We start from the raw sequence: 18124 nt of genomic DNA, 5'->3' as shown, positions 1-18124 counted from the left end.
GCCTTTTATTTAAGCCTTACCCACTCTTATTGAACCATCAACTGTTCCACCACAGCACTGGTCTGTTTTAACCCAACCGCTGTAGCACCACCTATCAGATATATGCTGTTATCCAACACCACAGCGCCTAAGCCATGACGTGGTGTAGGCATATCCCCCTGCTGCTGCCAGCGCTGCCCGGTAAAAGAATAAGCCCATACTTTATGAAAGACACCGCCACCCTGCTGAAAAAACTCACCGCCCAGTGCCCATAGTTTGCCATTGAGCACTGCTGCAGCTAAGCCGGCCTGAGCTTCAGGCATTGAGGCTAAGGCCTGCCATTGCTGATTTTTTGCATCAAAACTATGCACATCAGCCTTGTTGCCAGCCTGAACTTGCCGTCCGCCCAGCAGATAACCTTTTCCTTCATAGACTACTGCTGCGGCACTATTTTTGGCTTGTGGTACTGCCGGCGCTGTTGTGATTATTAAGCTGTCCGGATCAAAAACCCAATGTATAGCTACATCGGCCTGATCCTGCCACTGGGCATTTGCTTCAGATACAGGCGATCGACCAGAAAGCAAATGAACCCGGCCTTCAAGCACCCAACTGACTGTTTCACTTAACGGCTGTGGCAGGCTTGCGACTTTTAACCAGCGCTGCTGTTGCAGATCCAGCTTCAGTACATCAGCGCTGGCACTCCAGTTGCCGCCATTGGCCTGAATAAAACCACCAAATAAAAACAACTGCTCTTTGACAGCCACCAGCTGGCCATGGTGACGCCCTTCAGGCAAAGCAGGGCCATAACGCCATGTATTGGTTTTTGCATTGTAGATTTGCACTGCATCTGTCATCTGGCCCTGTTGTTTTGGCAGTTCAGAGCTCAGGCCACCTGCTACATAAATTTCGCCCTGAAATACGGCCGGATAAATTTCCTGAACCGGTACTAACAGATCCGCTTTTTTCTGCCAGCTCAGGCTACCCGCCATGAGCTGAAAGCTCAATAAAGCACAGAACAGATAAACTAATCTCATCTTTCACTCCAAAAAATAAGGCCAGAGGATTGCTCCGTCTGGCCTTTATGTATAGCTCTATAGCTTTAGCTTTGCATACGCTCAGCACCATGCATCCAGCGCACTAAAGTACCGGATAACATCCACAACAGCGCAGCGAAAAATACCAGTGCTACAGCTATACCACCAAAGACCACCAGTAAACCAGCGTGAGCGGCCTGTACGCCAAAGGAAGCTGCAAATTCAACCACAGCGTTGTTATCACCGGCAGTATCTGAATAAGCGCCAACATAACCTGCCAGATAATGAGCCACTGCAGGCATCAGGAACCAGACTCCCATGATAAGCGAAGCTAATTTCACCGGAGCCAGCTTAGTCATTAAAGACAAGCCGACAGGAGAAATACAAAGCTCACCTAAGGTATGGAATAAAAAGGCTAAAGTTAACCACATCATGCTGGATTTAGCAGAAGGATTCACCTGCATCTCAAATACACCAACGATCAGGAAAATAAAGCCGATAGAGGTCAGCAACATACCAAACAAAATTTTAATAGGGGCGTCAGGCTGTTTGTTCATCGCATTCAGCTTGACCCATAGCCAGGCAAACAAAGGTGCAAACATCAGAATAAATAACGGGTTTAAAGACTGGAACCAGCCTGCCGGAACTTCAAAAGTACCGACCATACGATCAGTATGTTCAGCAGCAAATAAACTCATTAAACCACCGGCTTGCTCAAAAGCCAGCCAGAACATAGTGACAAACACAAACAGGAATAACACCACTCGCAGGCGGTCAAATTCAACTTTGGTTAAAGGAGTTGGCGTACCTGAAGCGCTGCGGGATGAAATACGACCCGGCACTTTACCCAAATCACCCAGGTATTTTTGAGCAAACACTAACTGAATTAATACAGACAAGGTCATACCAATACCGGCAGCTAAGTAACCATAACGCCAGCCGAATGCATCACTTTCACCTAAAGAAGAGGTCACTAAAGGCGCAATAAAAGCACCTAAGTTAATACCCATATAAAAAATAGTAAAACCACCGTCACGACGGGCATCGCCCTGAGGGTACAGATCGCCGACTATGGCAGAGATATTGGGTTTAAATAAACCGTTACCGGCAATAATAAAACCTAAACCTACATAAAATAACGACATGCTGTGTGGTGTGGCAGCAAACAAAGTGTACTGGCCAATGGCCATTAAAGCGCCACCTAAAATAATAGACTTACGCTGGCCTAACAGGTTGTCTGCAATCAAACCACCAAACAAAGTAGCGGCATAGACCAAACCTGTGTAGTAACCATAAAGTAATAAGGCATCACCATTACTCAGGCCAAAACCCGGGTTAGTGGATTCAGTAGCAGCAACTAAAGTCAGAATAAGTAAAGCGCGCATCCCGTAGTAGGAAAAACGCTCCCACATTTCTGTGGAAAAAAGCAGGAAGAGTCCTTTCGGATGACCGAATAAAGTCCCCGAAGCTGGCGGTTGATTCATAACGTGATCCTAGATTGTGGGTTTATTTTAATTATGGTGTTGACTACATATATCCTTCGCAAGCCTCTATTACAGTGGCCAAAACAGCAGGACATAGTTTTTTAGCTGCCGTGTTATAGCCTATTGCAGATCAAATGAAAAGAGGCAAAAAGACAGAAGGGGGAAGCAAAAGGCCAGAGTCTGACCTTTTGCTTATTTAACCACCAATTGAAAGCGGTTTTTTTAGTGAGCTTCAGCCTGAGTTAAGGCTGCAGGCTAAGGCTCAGACGAAGTGCTGCTTCATCAAAACTAAGGATGTCCGACTGCACTTGTGGACCATTTTCATCATCCAGCACCTGGCCTGATAACGACAAAAGCGCACTGATTTGAATACGATCAGCATTGGCTAAAGTCCAGCCTTGTTGCATCGCCTGAGCTTCACTCAGAGTGATAGTTTGAGTGCCACTAAATACCGCCAGCTTTTGCACAGCCAATGGCAAAGGAGGCCCGTCCACAGCTTTGGCAAATACAAACAAAGTCCCGGCTTTGTATTGTTGTGCCAGTTCAGGGCTAATACTTAATTCAACACTCACCTGACGACCTGACACTTGCGCCGTAGTGTTTTGCTCCGCTGCAGGCATCAGCCCCAGCTTTTGTTGCACCAGTGCATAACGCGGGTCATTAGTCTCCAGCTTAGGCAATAACAAGTGCCATGCTTGCTGCGCCTGCTCTTTATCGCCCCGCTCTTCTGCCACCATCGCCAGCATAGATAGCGCATCTGTGTTGTCCGGGTCCTGTTGTAAGACTTTAGACAAACTGCGCGCTGCTTTCGCCAGATGTTCATCACCAGCCGCCACTAACAAGGCCTGGCTGTAGCTGATCAGCACATTAATGCGGTTGGGTGTTAAAGCCAGCGCCTTTTCAAAAGCTTCAATGGCGTCGTCCAGCATACCTTTGGACAACCAGATACGGCCAATCACAAACCAGGCGACGGCGTCATCGCCTTCTTTACTGATTTTAGTGCGTAGCGCCAACGCAAAAAGGTTAATTTCTTCTTCAGTTAAGGGCTCGCCTTTATTCAGGAGTGCACGTTCACCGTACTCTGGCAATAGCTGCTGCGCAGTTTGCCAGTTTTGCAGCGCTGTAAAATGGCCGGTCAGACTGTAAAGCCATACGGTTCCTAATAACACCAAAACACTGGTGCCCAGCACCCATGTAGTTGGCGAACCAGAAACCCGCTGCTGGTTTTGTTGCTGCTGCAGGTATTGAGTTTTTAATTCAGTGGCCGCCAGCGTAAAGTCCTGTTCTGCTAATTCACCATTGTCCCTGGCCTGGGATAACAGCTGCAGTTTTTCTTCAAACTGCACCACAGGGCTTAATTGCACTCCAGCACCTTTGCGGCGGAAAAACAGCAGCAACAGCACAATAAGTACCAGCATTAAGGCGCCAGCAAAACTTAACGACATTAGCATCAGCTTTTTCTCCTGTACTGCTCAATCAACTGATCCAGTTGTTGTTCCAGTTGTGGCTGCACCGTGGCCTGCTCCGCTGACTCAGTCACAACACCACTGCGCTCAGCTCTGCGTCGCAGCAGCAATACCAGCACCAGACCAAAGGCCATTAACGCAGGCAACAACCATAAAATCAGCGTAAATTTATTCAGTGGTGGCTGGTAATGCACAAAGTCGCCGTAACGGCTTTTCATATAGTCCAGCACCTGATCTTTGTCTTGCCCTTGCTGCACCAGCTCCCGCGTTTTATTACGCATATCCACAGCCACTACGGCGTTCGAATCAGCAATATTCTGGTTTTGGCACTTAGGGCAACGTAATTCCTGAGTCAACTCTTTAAACAAGGCTTGCTGCTGTGGGTTTTGAAACTCGATCAAAGCTTGTGAGGCATGGGCTGTTGCAGTGAACAACAGCAGGCTTAGAAAAAATGCTTTCATGCCCTACTCCTCCAAACTTTGATAAGCAGCGGCCAGCTTCTGTTGCCAGACTTGCGGATTAATATCACCTATATGGTGGTAACGAATCATGCCTTTAGCATCGATCAAAAAGGTTTCCGGCGCGCCTGTGACCCCTAAATCAAAAATCAGGCTGCGGTCTTTATCCAGAATATTCCACTGATAAGGATCGCCTTGTTGTTCGAGCTTCAATGCAACTTCCTGCTGCAGTGCAGCCAGGTTAAATACTTCGCCAAAAGCCGCATCGCTGGGTTGCTGATAATACAAACCGATGATCATCACGCCCTGCTCACGCAGTTCGGTCAGATAAGCCAGCTCTGCGTTACAGGTTACACACCAGGTGCCCCAGACATTCAGCAAATAAGGCTTACCTTTAAGCTTCTCTGCAGTCCAGAGGTTATCCGGCTGCTGCAGATCAGGTAAGGTAAATGCCGGAAGTGGTTTATTTAATACCGAGGACTCACGCTCCATAGGATCAGAAAACAAACCACTGAATAAAAATACCGACAAGCCAATAAAGAGCACAAATGGGATAAAAAAAGCCAGTTTACGCATCAGCTTTGTCCTTCTGTTCGGTGGCATCTTTTCGCTCAACAGGTCGACGACGATAGCGCTTATCACAAAGTGCTATCAAAGCACCCAGCGACATCAGTAAACCGCCTAACCAAATCCAGCGCACAAAAGGCTTCACATACAAACTCAAAGCCCAGCTGTCTTCTGAAAGCGACTCCCCCAAAGCCACATACAAGTCACGGCTTAAACGGGCATGTACAGCAGCTTCGGTCATTACGCTGCGCTGCACTGTATAAAAGCGTTTTTCTGCATGTAGATGTGTGACATAGTCGCCCTGGTAACTGACATCTAATTCAGCTGCTTCACCGCTGTAGTTAGGGCCTTTTAAGTCATAGACTTCCACCAGTTTAAACTGATAACCGGCCAGTTCGACCTGATCACCGGCCTTCATCCGGACCTGAGTTTCCACACTGTAGGTTTTGGTCATAGCAACCCCAACCACCAGCACAGCAAAACCAATATGCGCCAGCGTCATGCCAAAATGACTGGCATTGAGTTTAGTCAGGCCTTGTGTGATGGAACCAAACTGCTGCAAACGCTGCAGCAACTCAAAAATAGCGGACGACCCCACCCAGGCTCCTAACAACAAACCTAACAAGGCTAAATTGGCCTGAATACTTTGGGTTGCAGCCATAGTTCCTAAAGCCAGAATTAAAGTGGCGATAGCAATTAAACTCATCGGCTTTAACAAAGGTTGTACTTGTTGCTGTTTCCAGCGCACCCAAGGGCCTAAACCCAATAACAATGAAAATGGGATCACCAGGTAATAAAACAGTTGGTTAAAAAACGGCTCGCCAATAGAGATGGAACCTAAACCTAATTCTTTATGCACCAACGGAAATAAAGTGCCCAGCATGACCACCAAAGTGGCGGTTAACAGGAAAATATTATTGCCCCACAGCAATACTTCACGGGAAAATAATTCGTAACGGGCCTGGCTGCGTACTGAGTTCATCCGAATGGCATACAACAGTAAAGAGCCACCCACTACCACCAGTAAAAATGCCAGTAAATACAAACCACGATCCGGATCGGCAGCAAAAGAATGCACAGACACCAGGACGCCTGAACGCACTAAAAAGGCACCTAATAAACTGAGCGAAAATGCGCCTATGGCCAACAACACAGTCCAGGATTTAAAAGTTCCGCGTTTTTCTGTCACAGCTAAAGAGTGGATAAGCGCAGTACCGACCAGCCACGGCATAAAAGAAGCGTTTTCAACCGGATCCCAGAACCACCAGCCGCCCCAGCCTAATTCAGCATAAGCCCACCAGCTGCCGAGCATGATACCCATGGTCAGGAACATCCAGGCCGCTAAAGTCCAGGGTCTGGCCCAACGTGCCCAGGTACTGTCAAACTTCCCCCCCATCAGCGCTGCTATGGCAAAAGCAAAAGACACCGCAAAACCTACATATCCCATATACAGCATAGGAGGGTGAATGATCATGCCAAAATCCTGCAATAGTGGATTTAAGTCACGGCCATCCACAGGGTAATACGGCAGACTGAGCATAAAGGGGTTGGACATAAAAAGCACAAAGGCATAAAAACCCACTGCTATTAAGCCCATCACACCTAAAATACGGCCCTGAAACTGCAAAGGTAAACTGCGGGAAAACAAGGCAACTGCGGCAGTCCAGCCAGCTAAAACCAGCAACCACAGCAGCATGGAACCTTCATGTCCGCCCCAGACCGCCGTTAAACGGTAGTACCATGGCAATAAAGAATTCGAGTTGCTGGCGACATAAAGGACCGTAAAATCATTGGCCCAAAAGGCGTAAGACAAAGCCCAGAATGAAAAGGCGGTCAGAAAAAACAGTGCATAGGCCAGCGGATTACCCAGCTCTAATGCAGTTTGATTGCCTTTAAAGCTGCCATACAATGGCACTGCAGCTAAGGCCAGAGAAACACAAAACGCAAACGTCAGCGCAAGTTGACCATATTCCGCAATCATGGCTGCTGACCTTTATCAGACTCTTTATACAGCTGTGAAGGTGGCACATGCTTAATACCTTTCAACGCTTCGGCTACTTCAGGCGGCATATATTCTTCATCATGTTTTGCCAGCACTTCTGAGGCCAGTATGGTGGTTTTATCCACCAGCACACCTTGAGCTACTATGCCCTGCCCTTCACGGAATAAATCCGGCAGTATGCCTTCGTATTCCACTGTGACTATTGGACCAGTGTCGACTAAATCGAAGCTGACTTTCAGTGAATCAGGAGCCCGGCGCACCGATCCTTTAACCACCATGCCACCTATACGCAGGCGTTGGCCCACTTCAGGTTTTACCTTGTCTTTACCTATGCCTTCTATCAACTGGCTGGGCGTATAAAACAAATCAATATTTTGTTGCAATGCATACAACATGGCGCCTATAGCACCACCTAACAACAACACAAAGGCCGTTACAGCCACTAAGCGTTTCTGACGTCTCGGATTCATCTACTTCTCTCTCTCCTGATGTTGCCGCACCCGTTGTTCCCGCGCTGCTTTGGCGCGGATTTGTTGTTGTATGTTTTTATGTTGCTGCTTGCTGTACCACCATAAGCCAAGCAGCAATCCATAAGTGGTACCAAAAGATAACCAGACAAAAAGCGCGTAACCGCCCATGGCCCAAAAGTCTGCCCAGGATGTAAAAGCCATTAGTTCTGCTCCTTCTGACGTGAAGCAGCCATTGAATCAACCAGCTGTCGAACCCAGGGTCTGTGCTGTTCAAACATCAAAATTTGACTGCGTAATCGTAAACAGGTTAACGCTGCCAATAACAGTGCAAAACCTAAAAGGCTGATGAGTAACGGCCATAACATCGAAGGGTCAATCGAAGGTTTGGCAAACTTCGTAATAGTGGCGCCCTGATGCAGCGTATTCCACCACTCCACCGAGAAGTGAATAATGGGCAGGTTCACCACACCCACTATGGCCAGCAAAGATGCCACCTTAATACCTCGTGCCGCTTCTGAAAAAGCGCCAGCTAACGCAATGACACCTAAATACAAAAACAGCAACACCAGTTCAGAGGTTAAACGTGCATCCCATACCCACCAGGTGCCCCACATAGGTTTGCCCCAGGCCGCTCCGGTAATTAACGCAATAGCGGTATAGATAGCACCTATAGGCGCTATGGCCAATACGGCCCATTGCGCTACCCGGATTTGCCAGACTAAGCCAATAAAAGCAGCAATAGCCATACTGCTATAAGCGCCCATGGACCAGATAGCAGAAGGAACATGAATATAAATAATGCGGTAACTGTCGCCTTGCTGATAATCGGCCGGGCTAAAAGCCAGGCCCCAGATATTGCCCAGCAACAAGGTAAATACCGCCAGTGCCATCAGATAAGGCAACAAGCGGCCACACAGATGGTACAAGGTTTCAGGTTTGGCGTAAGGATCTAACCAACGGAACATACTACCCCACATTCATTCGAAGTGCCTGACGCACGGCCAGAGGCACCAGCGCTAAGGCAAATAATAAAAAGGCCAGCAGTACAGCAAGCTGTCCTGTATAAGGCAAAGCTGTGGCTGCGGCTTCCATAGCACCACTGGCAAAAATCAGCAGTGGAATATACAAAGGTAAAATAATCAGCGCCTGCAATATACCGCCTTTGTCTGCGGCCATGGTTAATGCAGCACCCAATACACTCAATAAACTTAATACGGGCGTACCCAGCATCAGGGTCACTACTAAAACCTGCCAACTTTGCCAGTCCAGCCCAAGCAACACCGCAATTAAGGGCGACACCAGAATTAAGGGCACACCGGTTGATAACCAGTGGCAACAAATTTTCGCCGTGACATAACTGAATAACCCCTGTCGTCCTGCCACTAATTGCTCTATCACCCCATAACGGTAATCATCTTTAAATAAGCGTTCAGCTGACAACAACACACTTAAAAGCGCCGCTATCCAGACTAAACCAGGCGCTATTTGTTTCAGCATACCCGGCTCCGGGCCAATCCCCAGTGGAAACAAGCTCAGCACCAGCAAAAAGAACACCAGCGGATTTAACCAGTCGGCTTTTTGCCGACCCAGCAATTGTAATTCGCGTTTGATTAAAGAGCGCCACATCACCATCTGTACTCCAGTTCTATCGCCTGAAGCTCTGGGTAAGCAGCGGACAACGTCTGATGACTGGTCAAAACAATGACCCCGCCTGAGGACAGATGCTGTAAAAAATGCTGTTCCAGTCTGGCAATCAACTGCTGATCCAGGGAGGTAAAAGGTTCGTCCAGTATCCACAGTGGTTTAGTTGTGAACCACAATCGAGCCAAAGAGACACGGCGCTGCTGACCGGCAGAGAGCATAAAACAAGGAATATCTTCAAGACCAGCCAGACCTAAGGAGCCCAATAACTGATAAGGATAGGCCACCTGTTGTTCGGTCAAAGCCGACCAGAAAGCTAAATTTTGTAAGGCCGTCAGTTGAGGATGAATGCCACTCTGATGACCAATAAACAGCAATTGTTCAGAAAACAACTCAGCCACAGAGGGTAAAGGTTTACCATGGAATAAAATCTGACCGTCTTCAGGCAAGGTCAAACCGGCCAGCAGTCGCAACAGCGAACTTTTACCGGCTCCGTTTTTTCCTTGAATATAAAGCACTTGCCCTGCACTTAACTGAAAATTTAAGTTTTCAAATAACACTCTGTCCTGGCGGACACAGCTTAGTGCTTCTGCGGCCAAAATTATCGACAAAGGGTAAACTCCCAAAAAAAGTCGCGGCATCTTAGCATATTGGCAATAGAATACGAATGCGCTATAACCTTGAAACAGTGGGCTTTCTAGAAATTAATGTTTCAGATCAAAGCCACAACTGCCGATATAACTGTGCAACTATGCCTGATAGCTAACAATGGACCTGAATCGAAGTGAACCAGATAACGATAGATAGCGCGTTAAGTGCCCTGACCAAAGGGTCTGTACCCGCTGCTGTGCTGGTGGAAGAGCAGAATTATCAGGCCTTGCTGAATATTGGCAAAGACGGTATAGGTCAGTTAAAACTGCATACAGCCTCTGGTATGGTGCTTATTCAGGACGCAAAACTGAATTTACCTGCCTTGCAAGGCCAGCTCATGGTGCAATTGACTCAGGCATTATCGGGGCAGCTGCAGTTAAAGCTCAATCAAAATGGCCCTCAGCCTATGCCAGTGCAGTTAACTCAGCCACAGTTGCAGCAATTAGTGACCCAGCTCAGTAGTCAGCTCAGCTCCCCACAGGCCACACAAAGCTCAACTCAGGTTGCAGCTCAACTTACAGCCCAGTTAGCGGGCCAATTAACCAGCCAACTGCAACCGCAGCAAAACGGCGGCAGCGCAAAAGTAGTACAAGTGCCTGTGCAAATACAGCGTCTGGAGCAGCAACTGATTTTACAACTGGGGCAAAATAAAGTTCAGTTGCCCTTACCTCCAGTTCTGCAAAGCTTGCCGGCCACCCAATGGCTGAATGCAAAACTACAACTCAAAGCCGGCCAACTCAGCCTGGTATTAGCAAAAGCGGCTTTGCAACCAGAGACTGCCGGCAGTAAAGCAGCAGACATAGCACAAAGCAAAACGGCTCCTGCTGTGGTTCAGGCAAAAAATAAAGAGCTGCTGACTGTGCCGCTTAAACACGAAACCACATCAGGCCCTGTAAAAAATCAGCCACAGCCCACAGTGGCGCAGACCCAGACTCAACTTCAGCCCCAAACTCAGGCCCAAAGCCAGAGCAAAACTCAAATCAATACCCAAGCCCCTGCGGCTTTACAAGCTCAGACTATTATTCTGTTACCTGCCGCTGTACAGCAGCGTATTTTGCCTTTGGTATTACCAGCCCTGACCACAGCTGTCTCTGGTGTGGTGCTGAGTTTAAACGAATTAAAACAGCTGCCTTTGCCTGCTGCGATGAAACAACAACTGGCAGACCCTGCGTATCAATTACAACTCAACCCTCAGGGCCAGTTACAACTCAAAGCTATACCAGAACAAAAAACCATACAGATAGAGCCTCAGCCCAAAGTACTGCAATTGCAAAGCTCTAAAACAGCACAACCCCAGACTGTATCAGGCACAGTGGAAGCAACTAAATTTGTGAAACCACAGATAGAACCTGCTGTGCTTAATCAGGCCTGGCGACAGTTATTGCCAATGCTCAATCCACAATGGGAAAATCTGGCCGAAGTGCCGGAGTTACCGGAAGCAGTCAAAGCTATTTTACAGTTAGTGCGGCAAAGCCAGCCCGACGCCAGTAAGATGACCAATCTGGCCCAACTACCGGCTCAGCTACAGGCCTTATTGCAATTTAACCCGCTGCAAAATGTCACTATGCCGCAAACCGCAGCTGGCACCTTAGCTGTGGCTATTCAGTTATTATTAGGCCGTTTGGGGCAAAGCCTGCCACAAAATGACAAAGGCCCGAATAGAGATCATAAGCTAAAAGAATTTGTCGCTCAGTTGGATCAAAACCAAAGCAGTCAGTTGTTAAAACAGCTGTCCAGCCAAAGCTCTTCGCTGCAACATGCCCAGTTGTCTACGCTGGAACAACAAAGTAAAGATCCGCTACAACAGTTGTTTTTAACTCTGCCGATCCAAAATCAGCAGGTATCAGATTTTTGCCAGATCGCCATCACCCAACAGGAAGAGGATCAGGACAAAGGCAAAGGTAAATCAACCCAATGGCAGTTATCGATGAAGTTTGATTTAAAACAGCTGGGGCAGTTGCTGGCGATCAGCAAGTTATCAGGAAACGCTTTAGCCTTGCAGCTCTATACCGACACCACAGTACTCAAACTATTAGCCGAAAAGTATCTGCCGCTGTTAAAAGACAGATGCAAAGCTCAGGGTATAGAGGTGACGGAAGCCCATTGTCAGCTTGGGAAAATTCCGGATAGTTTAATGCCCAAAACCACCAGCTTGCTGGCCATTAGAGTGTAGAGCATGAAAGAAGTGACTAAAAACCCAGATAGCATAGACATAGACGCCAGTGCAGTAGCTTTGGCTTATGACGGTAAAAATGCACCGCAGATTGTTGCCAAAGGGCATGGCGAATTGGCGCAGGATATTATTGCCACAGCCAAAGAACATGGTGTACTGGTGCATGAAGATGAAGAGCTGGTGAAAGTACTGCAACGTATTGAGCTTGGCACTGATATTCCAAAAGAGCTGTATATCATTATCGCCGAATTAATAGCTTTTTCTTATGTGCTGCAGGGCAAGTTCCCGGACGAGTGGCACAATATTCACCAACGTATTGATTTAAAAAGTTAAGTTTCTTGTTTATCACTAACCAGCATAGTGCGGCTGGCCGACACAGCAGGGTGTGAGATCTGCACTTTGATATCACTGATAAGCCTATGCAATTCTGTTTGCACTATGGGCTCTTTCATCTCCAGCTGAAATTCCAGACAAGCATGCCCATGCCAGTGGGTCACGCCTGACAAATGCCAGTCAGCAAGCTTCGGATGTTCAAGGCTATGACCACAATCCCGTGCCACTTCATCTAAATCGGCATCATCGTCCGACAAATCCACTTCGAGGTATAAATACAACATTATCAATTCCTTATTCTACCAACCGCTCCGTCCCATCCCCTAAGTAATTGGAGTTGCAGCGCGGCGACCTGTAGGGGCGTGGTTTATCCGCGCCCGTCTCATCAAATCAAAAAAGTCAACAAAGCTGCGGCTTCAAGAACGACAGGGATAATGCCCAGTCTGCAGACTTTTGCGCATGTATAGCTGTGGTATCAAATAAAGGCACGACGCAATCTTCGCTATTGACCAATAAACCTATTTCAGTACAGCCTAAAATAATAGCTTCTGCGCCTTGAGTCACTAAATCGGCCATGATCTGTTGATACTGCAGGCGTGACTCCTGCTTTACTATCCCGAGGCATAACTCCTGATATATCACCTGATGCACTATGGTTCTACCCGCTTCATCCGGCACCAGCACCTCCAAACCATAGAGTTCTGTCAGCCGTTTTTTATAAAAATCCTGCTCCATGGTAAAACGGGTGCCCAATAAGGCGACTTTTTTCATACCAGCTTGCTGTATAGCTTCGGCCGTCGCATCCGCTATATGCAACAGTGGAATAGTCACAGCTGCTTCAATGCTGGTTGCTACTTTATGCATGGTGTTAGTACAAAGCACAATACAATCAGCACCAGCGGCCTTTAGCTTGAATGCAGCATCAGCTAACACCTCACCGGCTTTATGCCAATCGCCACTGCGCTGCAACTGTTCTATTTCAGCAAAATCCACACTGTATAAAATGATTTTAGCGCTGTGCAGGCCACCCAACTGCTGTTTGATGCGCTGGTTGATCTGGCGGTAATAAGGAATAGTCGACTCCCAGCTCATGCCGCCTATTAAGCCTATGGTTTTCATTGATATTTCTCTATGGGGATGATGGAGTTACAGTAACAAGGTACGCAGATACAAGTAAATAACAAAACCCGTTGATGGGTTCAACGGGTTTTTAGCAATGACGGACAGCTATAACAGATCAGTAATAAATATCAGCTTTTTGATGCAACTGAGGTTCGTCCTGTAGATCGTCAAAAGATACAGCTATATGCTGATCTTTATTATCCAGATCAGATAAATACACAGCTCTGTCCTGTGCATCAATCCAGCTGACTATACCTATACCTTTTTTGGTCTGGCATACCATGCCTAATTTAAGCTCTAATACATTCATCGCACATCTCCTCAGGCTTAATAACTTAACTTCAGTATTAAGTTAGACGCGCAAAGATGTCATTTTGATGTCCGACCAGATAAATTAATGCTAACTGAATGAAATAAAGCGGAATTTAGTTTGGGTCAGAGTGTTTGCTCTGACCCGAAAGTTACAAAAGTTAGGACTGGATCAGATGCGGGTACGTTTTTTCTGAGTTTGTTTTGGCTTTTTCGCTTTGGCTTTTTCAGCCGCCGCTGCTTTTTCTGCTCTCACTACTTCTGGCTTAACGCCAGACTGCACCATGATCTGATGCTTACGCACTGCACGCTTAATACCAGCCATACGACGACGACGTTCATCGCGATCTTCCGGTTTCATTAAGCTTTCAGTTTCAGCCGACAGATGCACCAGCTTACGTAAGTAGTTCACATCTTCCAGCGGATATTCGGCATAACCACCAGCTGGTAAATGTTTAGGCAATAACAAATCACCGTAACGAATACGAATTAAGCGGCTGACGACAGCGCCCTGAGATTCCCACATACGGCGAACTTCGCGGTTACGGCCTTCAGTCAACACCACATGGAACCAGCGGTTAATACCTTCGCCGCCCATAGCTTTTACTTTTTTGAAGTTAGCTTTACCATCTTCCAGCTCCACGCCTAAACGCAGTTTCTGGATCATCGCATCGTTGACATCACCAAATACACGCACTGCGTATTCACGTTCTACTTCAAACTTCGGATGCATTAAACGGTTGGCCATTTCACCATCTGTGGTGAACAGCAATAAACCGCTGGTATTGATATCTAAACGGCCAATGGCAATCCAGCGGGAGTCTTTAATTTTTGGCAGGCGGTCAAATACTGTTGGACGACCTTCAGGGTCGATACGCGAACAAATTTCGCCTTCAGGTTTATGGTAGGCGATAACACGGCATACCTGTTCAGCTTCTGCAGCAATTTTGACCGGATGGCCGTCGACCCGCACTTGTTGATTTGCATTGATGCGGTCGCCTAATGACGCCACTTTGCCATCCACAGTCACACGTCCAGCACTGATGTATTCTTCCATCTCGCGGCGGGATCCAACACCGGATCGCGCCAGCACTTTCTGTAGTTTTTCACTCATGATTTAATGTATCTCTTCAGTCATCACGACTGGGTTAAAAAAATCCGGCGTTGCTTGAAACTCGGCCAGAGCAGGTAAATCGCTTAAATCCTTTAAGCCAAAATAATCTAAAAATGTAGCTGTCGTGGCATACAAACCAGGCCGACCTGGTACTTCTTTATGCCCTACTACTTTGACCCAACCCCGGTCGAGCAAAGTTCGCATAATTTGACTGCTAACAGTCACGCCCCGCACTTCTTCAATTTCGCCGCGGGTAATAGGCTGACGATAAGCAATCAAGGCCAAAGTTTCCAACACAGCTCGAGAATAACGCGGTGAGCGTTCTGGCCAGAGTAAGGCCAGATATTCACTTAAATCAGCGCGGGTTTGAAACCGAAAACCAGAGGCGGTTTCAATTAACTGAATGCCCCGGCCTAAATAATCCTGCTGCAACTGACTTAAGGCTTGCTGCAAACGTTTTCGGGTTAACTCAAAACTTTCCAGCACTGTGCTTTGCAAGTCATTGACAGACAAAGGTTTGTCAGAGGCAAAAATAGCGGCTTCGACTAACTGCAGCAGTTGTTGCTCGTTAATTTTTTTCGCCATGCCCTCTCCTTAGTCTGTAGCTTCAAATACGCCGGTCATTATGCCAACTTGACGTGGATCTGACCATAAGCTTCTATCTGGATCACTTGTATCAGCTTTTCTTTCACCAACTCCAAAATAGCTAAAAAGCTGACGACTACACCCTGACGCCCTTCGGCTAACTCAAAACATTCAGCAAATTCAAGGTAGTCAGAGCGGCCTTTTAGCAACTCAAGAATTTTGCTCATGCGCTCGCGGGTGGATAAATGCTCTTTTTTAATTTGGTGATGCTGAAAATCTTTGGCGCGTTTGGCAATGTCTTTCAGTGCCAGCAAAATTTCCTGCAAGGACACTTCAGGTAAAATCACATAAGGCTCAAAGTTATCATCTAACCCCGCTTTCGCCTGGAAATAATCCCGCTCCTGACGTGGCAATAAATCCATGTCAGTGGCGGCTTTACGGATAATTTCGTATTCCTGCAAACGCCGGACTAAATCAGCTCTGGGGTCGGTTTCATCATCAGCTTTATGCACATGTTGTGGCAGCAATAAACGTGATTTAATTTCCGCCAGCATAGCCGCCATTAATAAGTATTCTGCCGCCAATTCAAAGTTCATATCCTGCATTAAATCAATGTATTCCATATACTGCAGGGTGATTTCGTTGATCGGTAAATCGACAATATCAAAACGGTGACGACGAATTAAATACAGCAAAAAATCCAGCGGACCTTCAAAACTTTCCAGCAATACCGACAGCGCTTCAGGCGGAATATACAAGTCTTCCGGCTTATCCAGCACAGCCTCACCGCGAACAAAAGCCAGCGGCAACGGCTGTTGTATCGTCAGGCTGGCAAAGCTGTCGGCTATAGACTCAGACATTATCTAAGGATCCAAAGTCTAACCCAAAGTCATAGGAAGGCACTGCTATCGCCTGCACCTTGCCGGATAACTACAGGGTTGTCTTCGGATAAATCAATCACTGTGGTGTGGTTTTCTGCAATAACGCCACCGTGAATGATTAAATCGACCTGACGCTCTAATTGATCGCGCATTTCTTCCGGATCCGCTTCAGCAAAGTCATTGCCTGGCAACACTAAAGAGCTCGACATCATAGGTTCACCCAGCTCTTCAAGTAGCGCCAGTGCAATTTTGTTTTGCGGAATACGTAAACCTACGGTCTTTTTCTTTTCATTTAACAAACGCTTAGGCACTTCTTTGGTGCCACGCAAAATAAAAGTATAAGCACCAGGCGTATGGTTTTTGATTAAACGAAAGGCGCTGTTTTCGACCTTGGCATAGACAGATAACTCAGAAAAGTCGCGGCACATCAAGGTAAAGTGATGTTCTGTGCTCATCTGACGGATTTGCAAAATACGCTCCAGCGCTGCTTTATCGCCTATATGGCAACCCAGCGCATAGCCTGAATCTGTGGGGTAAATCACCACCCCACCTTGCTTGATAATATGCACAGCTTGTTTAATTAAACGTTGCTGTGGATTCTCAGGATGAACATAAAAAAACTGGCTCATAAATTCTTCTTATTCTCTGCGCTTGTCACTAAAGTATGTTTAAGCAATAGCAATAAATTTGTTAAAAATCAAGATGAAAGCTGTGTCGTTTCAGGTTCTGGCAACAACCAGTCGTGCCATACCGGAGTGACATCATCGGTAAAATACAGTTGGCGGCCCAGTTCATTCCAGGGGGTTTCCTGATGAAAATCAGAACCAGCTGAAGCCGTTAAACCAAACTTTTGGCACAACATCCAGACCTGACGTTTTTGCACTGGCGTCATCTGGGCTGAAGCCACTTCCATGGCTTTGCCACCAGCGGCAGAAAACTCTTCAGCTAAACGGGTCAACCAACGGCCATTTAGCTTGTATTTCAACGGATGGGCTAAAACCGGAGTACCGCCTGCGGCTAAAATCCACTGCACAGCCTCCTGCAACGGCACCCAGTTATTCGGTACATAACCCGTGTTGCCGCGGCTTAAATACTTTTTAAACACTGAATTCATTGAGCTCGCTTTGCCAATCTGCACCAGGTAACGGGCAAAGTGAGTGCGGGTTAAGGCTGCGCCATTGGCAATTTTTAATACATTTTCCAGCACGTCCGGTATTTTGTTTTTCTCTAATCGACGTGCCATCTCTTCAGCCCGTTCGACACGGCGTTGCTGCTGGGCAGCTAAATGCTGTAAAAACACCGGACAGTCGGTATTGATATTTAAACCAACTATATGAATTTCAAACTCGTACCAGCTGGTGGATATTTCCACACCTGGGATCAAAGTCAAAGGCAGCTGTTTTTCGGCAATAGCGGCGCGGGCTTCGGCGAGTCCTGCAATAGTGTCGTGGTCGGTAATGGCAAGCACATCCACGCCTTTACTGACAGCACGCTCAACCAGTTCGGTTGGGCTTAATACGCCATCTGAGCAATAAGTGTGGCTGTGTAAATCAATTTTCATGAGAAGTACCTGAATAAACGGCCGTCATTGTGCCACAAAAGCACATTGGAGGCTCGATTTTCTGAAGCCAGAACTGGCCACAGCTTTTAGCCTTCTATCCGCTTATACGTTTTTATTTACTGTTATAACCAAACAGGGCTTGACGGCCATTTGAATTCAGGGTTTTATAGAGGCGTTTTCAAGATGAAGTACAACAATGGATTTATAGCCAATGCAATTTCAGACAACAACTCAAACTCACATTTGGTGGTGGCATACTCCTTAACGGGCGTGTGGAGGCGTTGTATTCGCTAT

21 protein-coding genes are annotated in these 18124 nt (G+C 47.0%); 2 read left to right on the top strand and 19 right to left on the bottom strand.

Annotated elements, in window-relative coordinates; all coding sequences use genetic code 11:
- Window positions 1-26: 26 nt before the first annotated feature.
- The 11 genes from J2W69_RS01655 to ccmA form a co-directional block, all read right to left on the bottom strand.
- Window positions 27-1013: a Kelch repeat-containing protein gene (locus J2W69_RS01655; RefSeq protein WP_310273920.1), complete on the bottom strand. Its 987-nt coding sequence runs from the start codon at window positions 1011-1013 to the stop codon at window positions 27-29.
- 65 nt (window positions 1014-1078) lie between these two features.
- Window positions 1079-2497 (bottom strand): peptide MFS transporter, encoded by a 1419-nt coding sequence (locus J2W69_RS01650; RefSeq protein WP_310273918.1) that lies wholly within the window; start codon window positions 2495-2497, stop codon window positions 1079-1081.
- Window positions 2498-2739: 242 nt separating this feature from the next.
- Entirely contained in the window at window positions 2740-3948 is a 1209-nt protein-coding gene (locus J2W69_RS01645) for a tetratricopeptide repeat protein (RefSeq protein WP_310273916.1), read from the bottom strand.
- Window positions 3948-4424, bottom strand: coding sequence for a cytochrome c-type biogenesis protein (locus J2W69_RS01640; RefSeq protein ID WP_310273914.1), 477 nt, complete (start codon window positions 4422-4424; stop codon window positions 3948-3950). Before J2W69_RS01640 ends, J2W69_RS01645 begins: the two co-directional genes overlap by 1 nt.
- Window positions 4425-4427: 3 nt before the next feature.
- On the bottom strand, window positions 4428-4997 hold the full coding sequence (locus J2W69_RS01635) for a DsbE family thiol:disulfide interchange protein (protein WP_310273912.1): 570 nt from the start codon (window positions 4995-4997) through the stop codon (window positions 4428-4430).
- The gene (locus J2W69_RS01630) at window positions 4990-6969 is read right to left on the bottom strand and encodes a heme lyase CcmF/NrfE family subunit (RefSeq protein ID WP_310273910.1); all 1980 of its coding nucleotides are present in this window, start codon (window positions 6967-6969) and stop codon (window positions 4990-4992) included. Before J2W69_RS01630 ends, J2W69_RS01635 begins: the two co-directional genes overlap by 8 nt.
- Complete coding sequence (gene ccmE, locus J2W69_RS01625) at window positions 6966-7460, bottom strand: cytochrome c maturation protein CcmE (protein ID WP_310273908.1); 495 nt, start codon at window positions 7458-7460, stop codon at window positions 6966-6968. Before ccmE ends, J2W69_RS01630 begins: the two co-directional genes overlap by 4 nt.
- Window positions 7461-7661, bottom strand: a complete 201-nt coding sequence (gene ccmD, locus J2W69_RS01620; RefSeq protein ID WP_310273906.1) for a heme exporter protein CcmD — start codon at window positions 7659-7661, stop codon at window positions 7461-7463. It lies immediately after the preceding gene.
- A complete protein-coding gene (locus tag J2W69_RS01615) occupies window positions 7661-8425 on the bottom strand; it encodes a heme ABC transporter permease (RefSeq protein ID WP_310273903.1) in 765 nt (254 codons plus the stop codon). The genes ccmD and J2W69_RS01615 overlap by 1 nt, the downstream gene beginning before the upstream one ends.
- Window position 8426: 1 nt before the next feature.
- Entirely contained in the window at window positions 8427-9092 is a 666-nt protein-coding gene (gene ccmB / locus J2W69_RS01610; protein ID WP_008898383.1) for a heme exporter protein CcmB, read from the bottom strand.
- On the bottom strand, window positions 9086-9712 hold the full coding sequence (gene ccmA, locus J2W69_RS01605; protein WP_310273900.1) for a cytochrome c biogenesis heme-transporting ATPase CcmA: 627 nt from the start codon (window positions 9710-9712) through the stop codon (window positions 9086-9088). Before ccmA ends, ccmB begins: the two co-directional genes overlap by 7 nt.
- Window positions 9713-9885: 173 nt before the next feature.
- On the opposite strand from ccmA, the gene J2W69_RS01600 reads away from it, so the two are divergent.
- On the top strand, window positions 9886-11925 hold the full coding sequence (locus J2W69_RS01600) for a hypothetical protein (protein WP_310273898.1): 2040 nt from the start codon (window positions 9886-9888) through the stop codon (window positions 11923-11925).
- Window positions 11926-11928: 3 nt separating this feature from the next.
- Window positions 11929-12258, top strand: coding sequence for an EscU/YscU/HrcU family type III secretion system export apparatus switch protein (locus J2W69_RS01595; protein WP_310273897.1), 330 nt, complete (start codon window positions 11929-11931; stop codon window positions 12256-12258).
- Here J2W69_RS01595 and J2W69_RS01590 read toward each other — a convergent pair.
- From J2W69_RS01590 to rnm, 8 genes are all read right to left on the bottom strand, one after another.
- On the bottom strand, window positions 12255-12542 hold the full coding sequence (locus tag J2W69_RS01590) for a hypothetical protein (protein ID WP_310273895.1): 288 nt from the start codon (window positions 12540-12542) through the stop codon (window positions 12255-12257). The genes J2W69_RS01595 and J2W69_RS01590 overlap by 4 nt on opposite strands.
- Before the next feature lie 115 nt (window positions 12543-12657).
- On the bottom strand, window positions 12658-13377 hold the full coding sequence (locus J2W69_RS01585) for an aspartate/glutamate racemase family protein (RefSeq protein ID WP_310273893.1): 720 nt from the start codon (window positions 13375-13377) through the stop codon (window positions 12658-12660).
- A gap of 118 nt (window positions 13378-13495) precedes the next feature.
- On the bottom strand, window positions 13496-13690 hold the full coding sequence (locus J2W69_RS01580) for a hypothetical protein (protein WP_008898389.1): 195 nt from the start codon (window positions 13688-13690) through the stop codon (window positions 13496-13498).
- 171 nt (window positions 13691-13861) lie between these two features.
- Window positions 13862-14803 carry a 23S rRNA pseudouridine(2605) synthase RluB gene (gene rluB, locus J2W69_RS01575; protein ID WP_008898390.1) on the bottom strand — a complete coding sequence of 314 codons (942 nt, stop codon included), beginning with the start codon at window positions 14801-14803 and terminating at the stop codon, window positions 13862-13864.
- A 3-nt stretch (window positions 14804-14806) separates the two neighbouring features.
- Complete coding sequence (scpB, locus tag J2W69_RS01570; protein ID WP_310273889.1) at window positions 14807-15388, bottom strand: SMC-Scp complex subunit ScpB; 582 nt, start codon at window positions 15386-15388, stop codon at window positions 14807-14809.
- Between the two features lie 38 nt (window positions 15389-15426).
- The gene (locus J2W69_RS01565) at window positions 15427-16248 is read right to left on the bottom strand and encodes a segregation and condensation protein A (protein ID WP_310273887.1); all 822 of its coding nucleotides are present in this window, start codon (window positions 16246-16248) and stop codon (window positions 15427-15429) included.
- 29 nt (window positions 16249-16277) lie between these two features.
- The gene (locus J2W69_RS01560; protein WP_310273885.1) at window positions 16278-16898 is read right to left on the bottom strand and encodes an L-threonylcarbamoyladenylate synthase; all 621 of its coding nucleotides are present in this window, start codon (window positions 16896-16898) and stop codon (window positions 16278-16280) included.
- 68 nt (window positions 16899-16966) lie between these two features.
- On the bottom strand, window positions 16967-17830 hold the full coding sequence (gene rnm / locus J2W69_RS01555; protein ID WP_310273884.1) for an RNase RNM: 864 nt from the start codon (window positions 17828-17830) through the stop codon (window positions 16967-16969).
- Window positions 17831-18124 lie beyond the last annotated feature (294 nt).

Source organism: Rheinheimera soli (assembly GCF_031457405.1).
Classification (GTDB): Bacteria; Pseudomonadota; Gammaproteobacteria; order Enterobacterales; family Alteromonadaceae; genus Pararheinheimera; species Pararheinheimera soli_A.
This window is presented reverse-complemented; position numbering and strand designations above follow the sequence as displayed.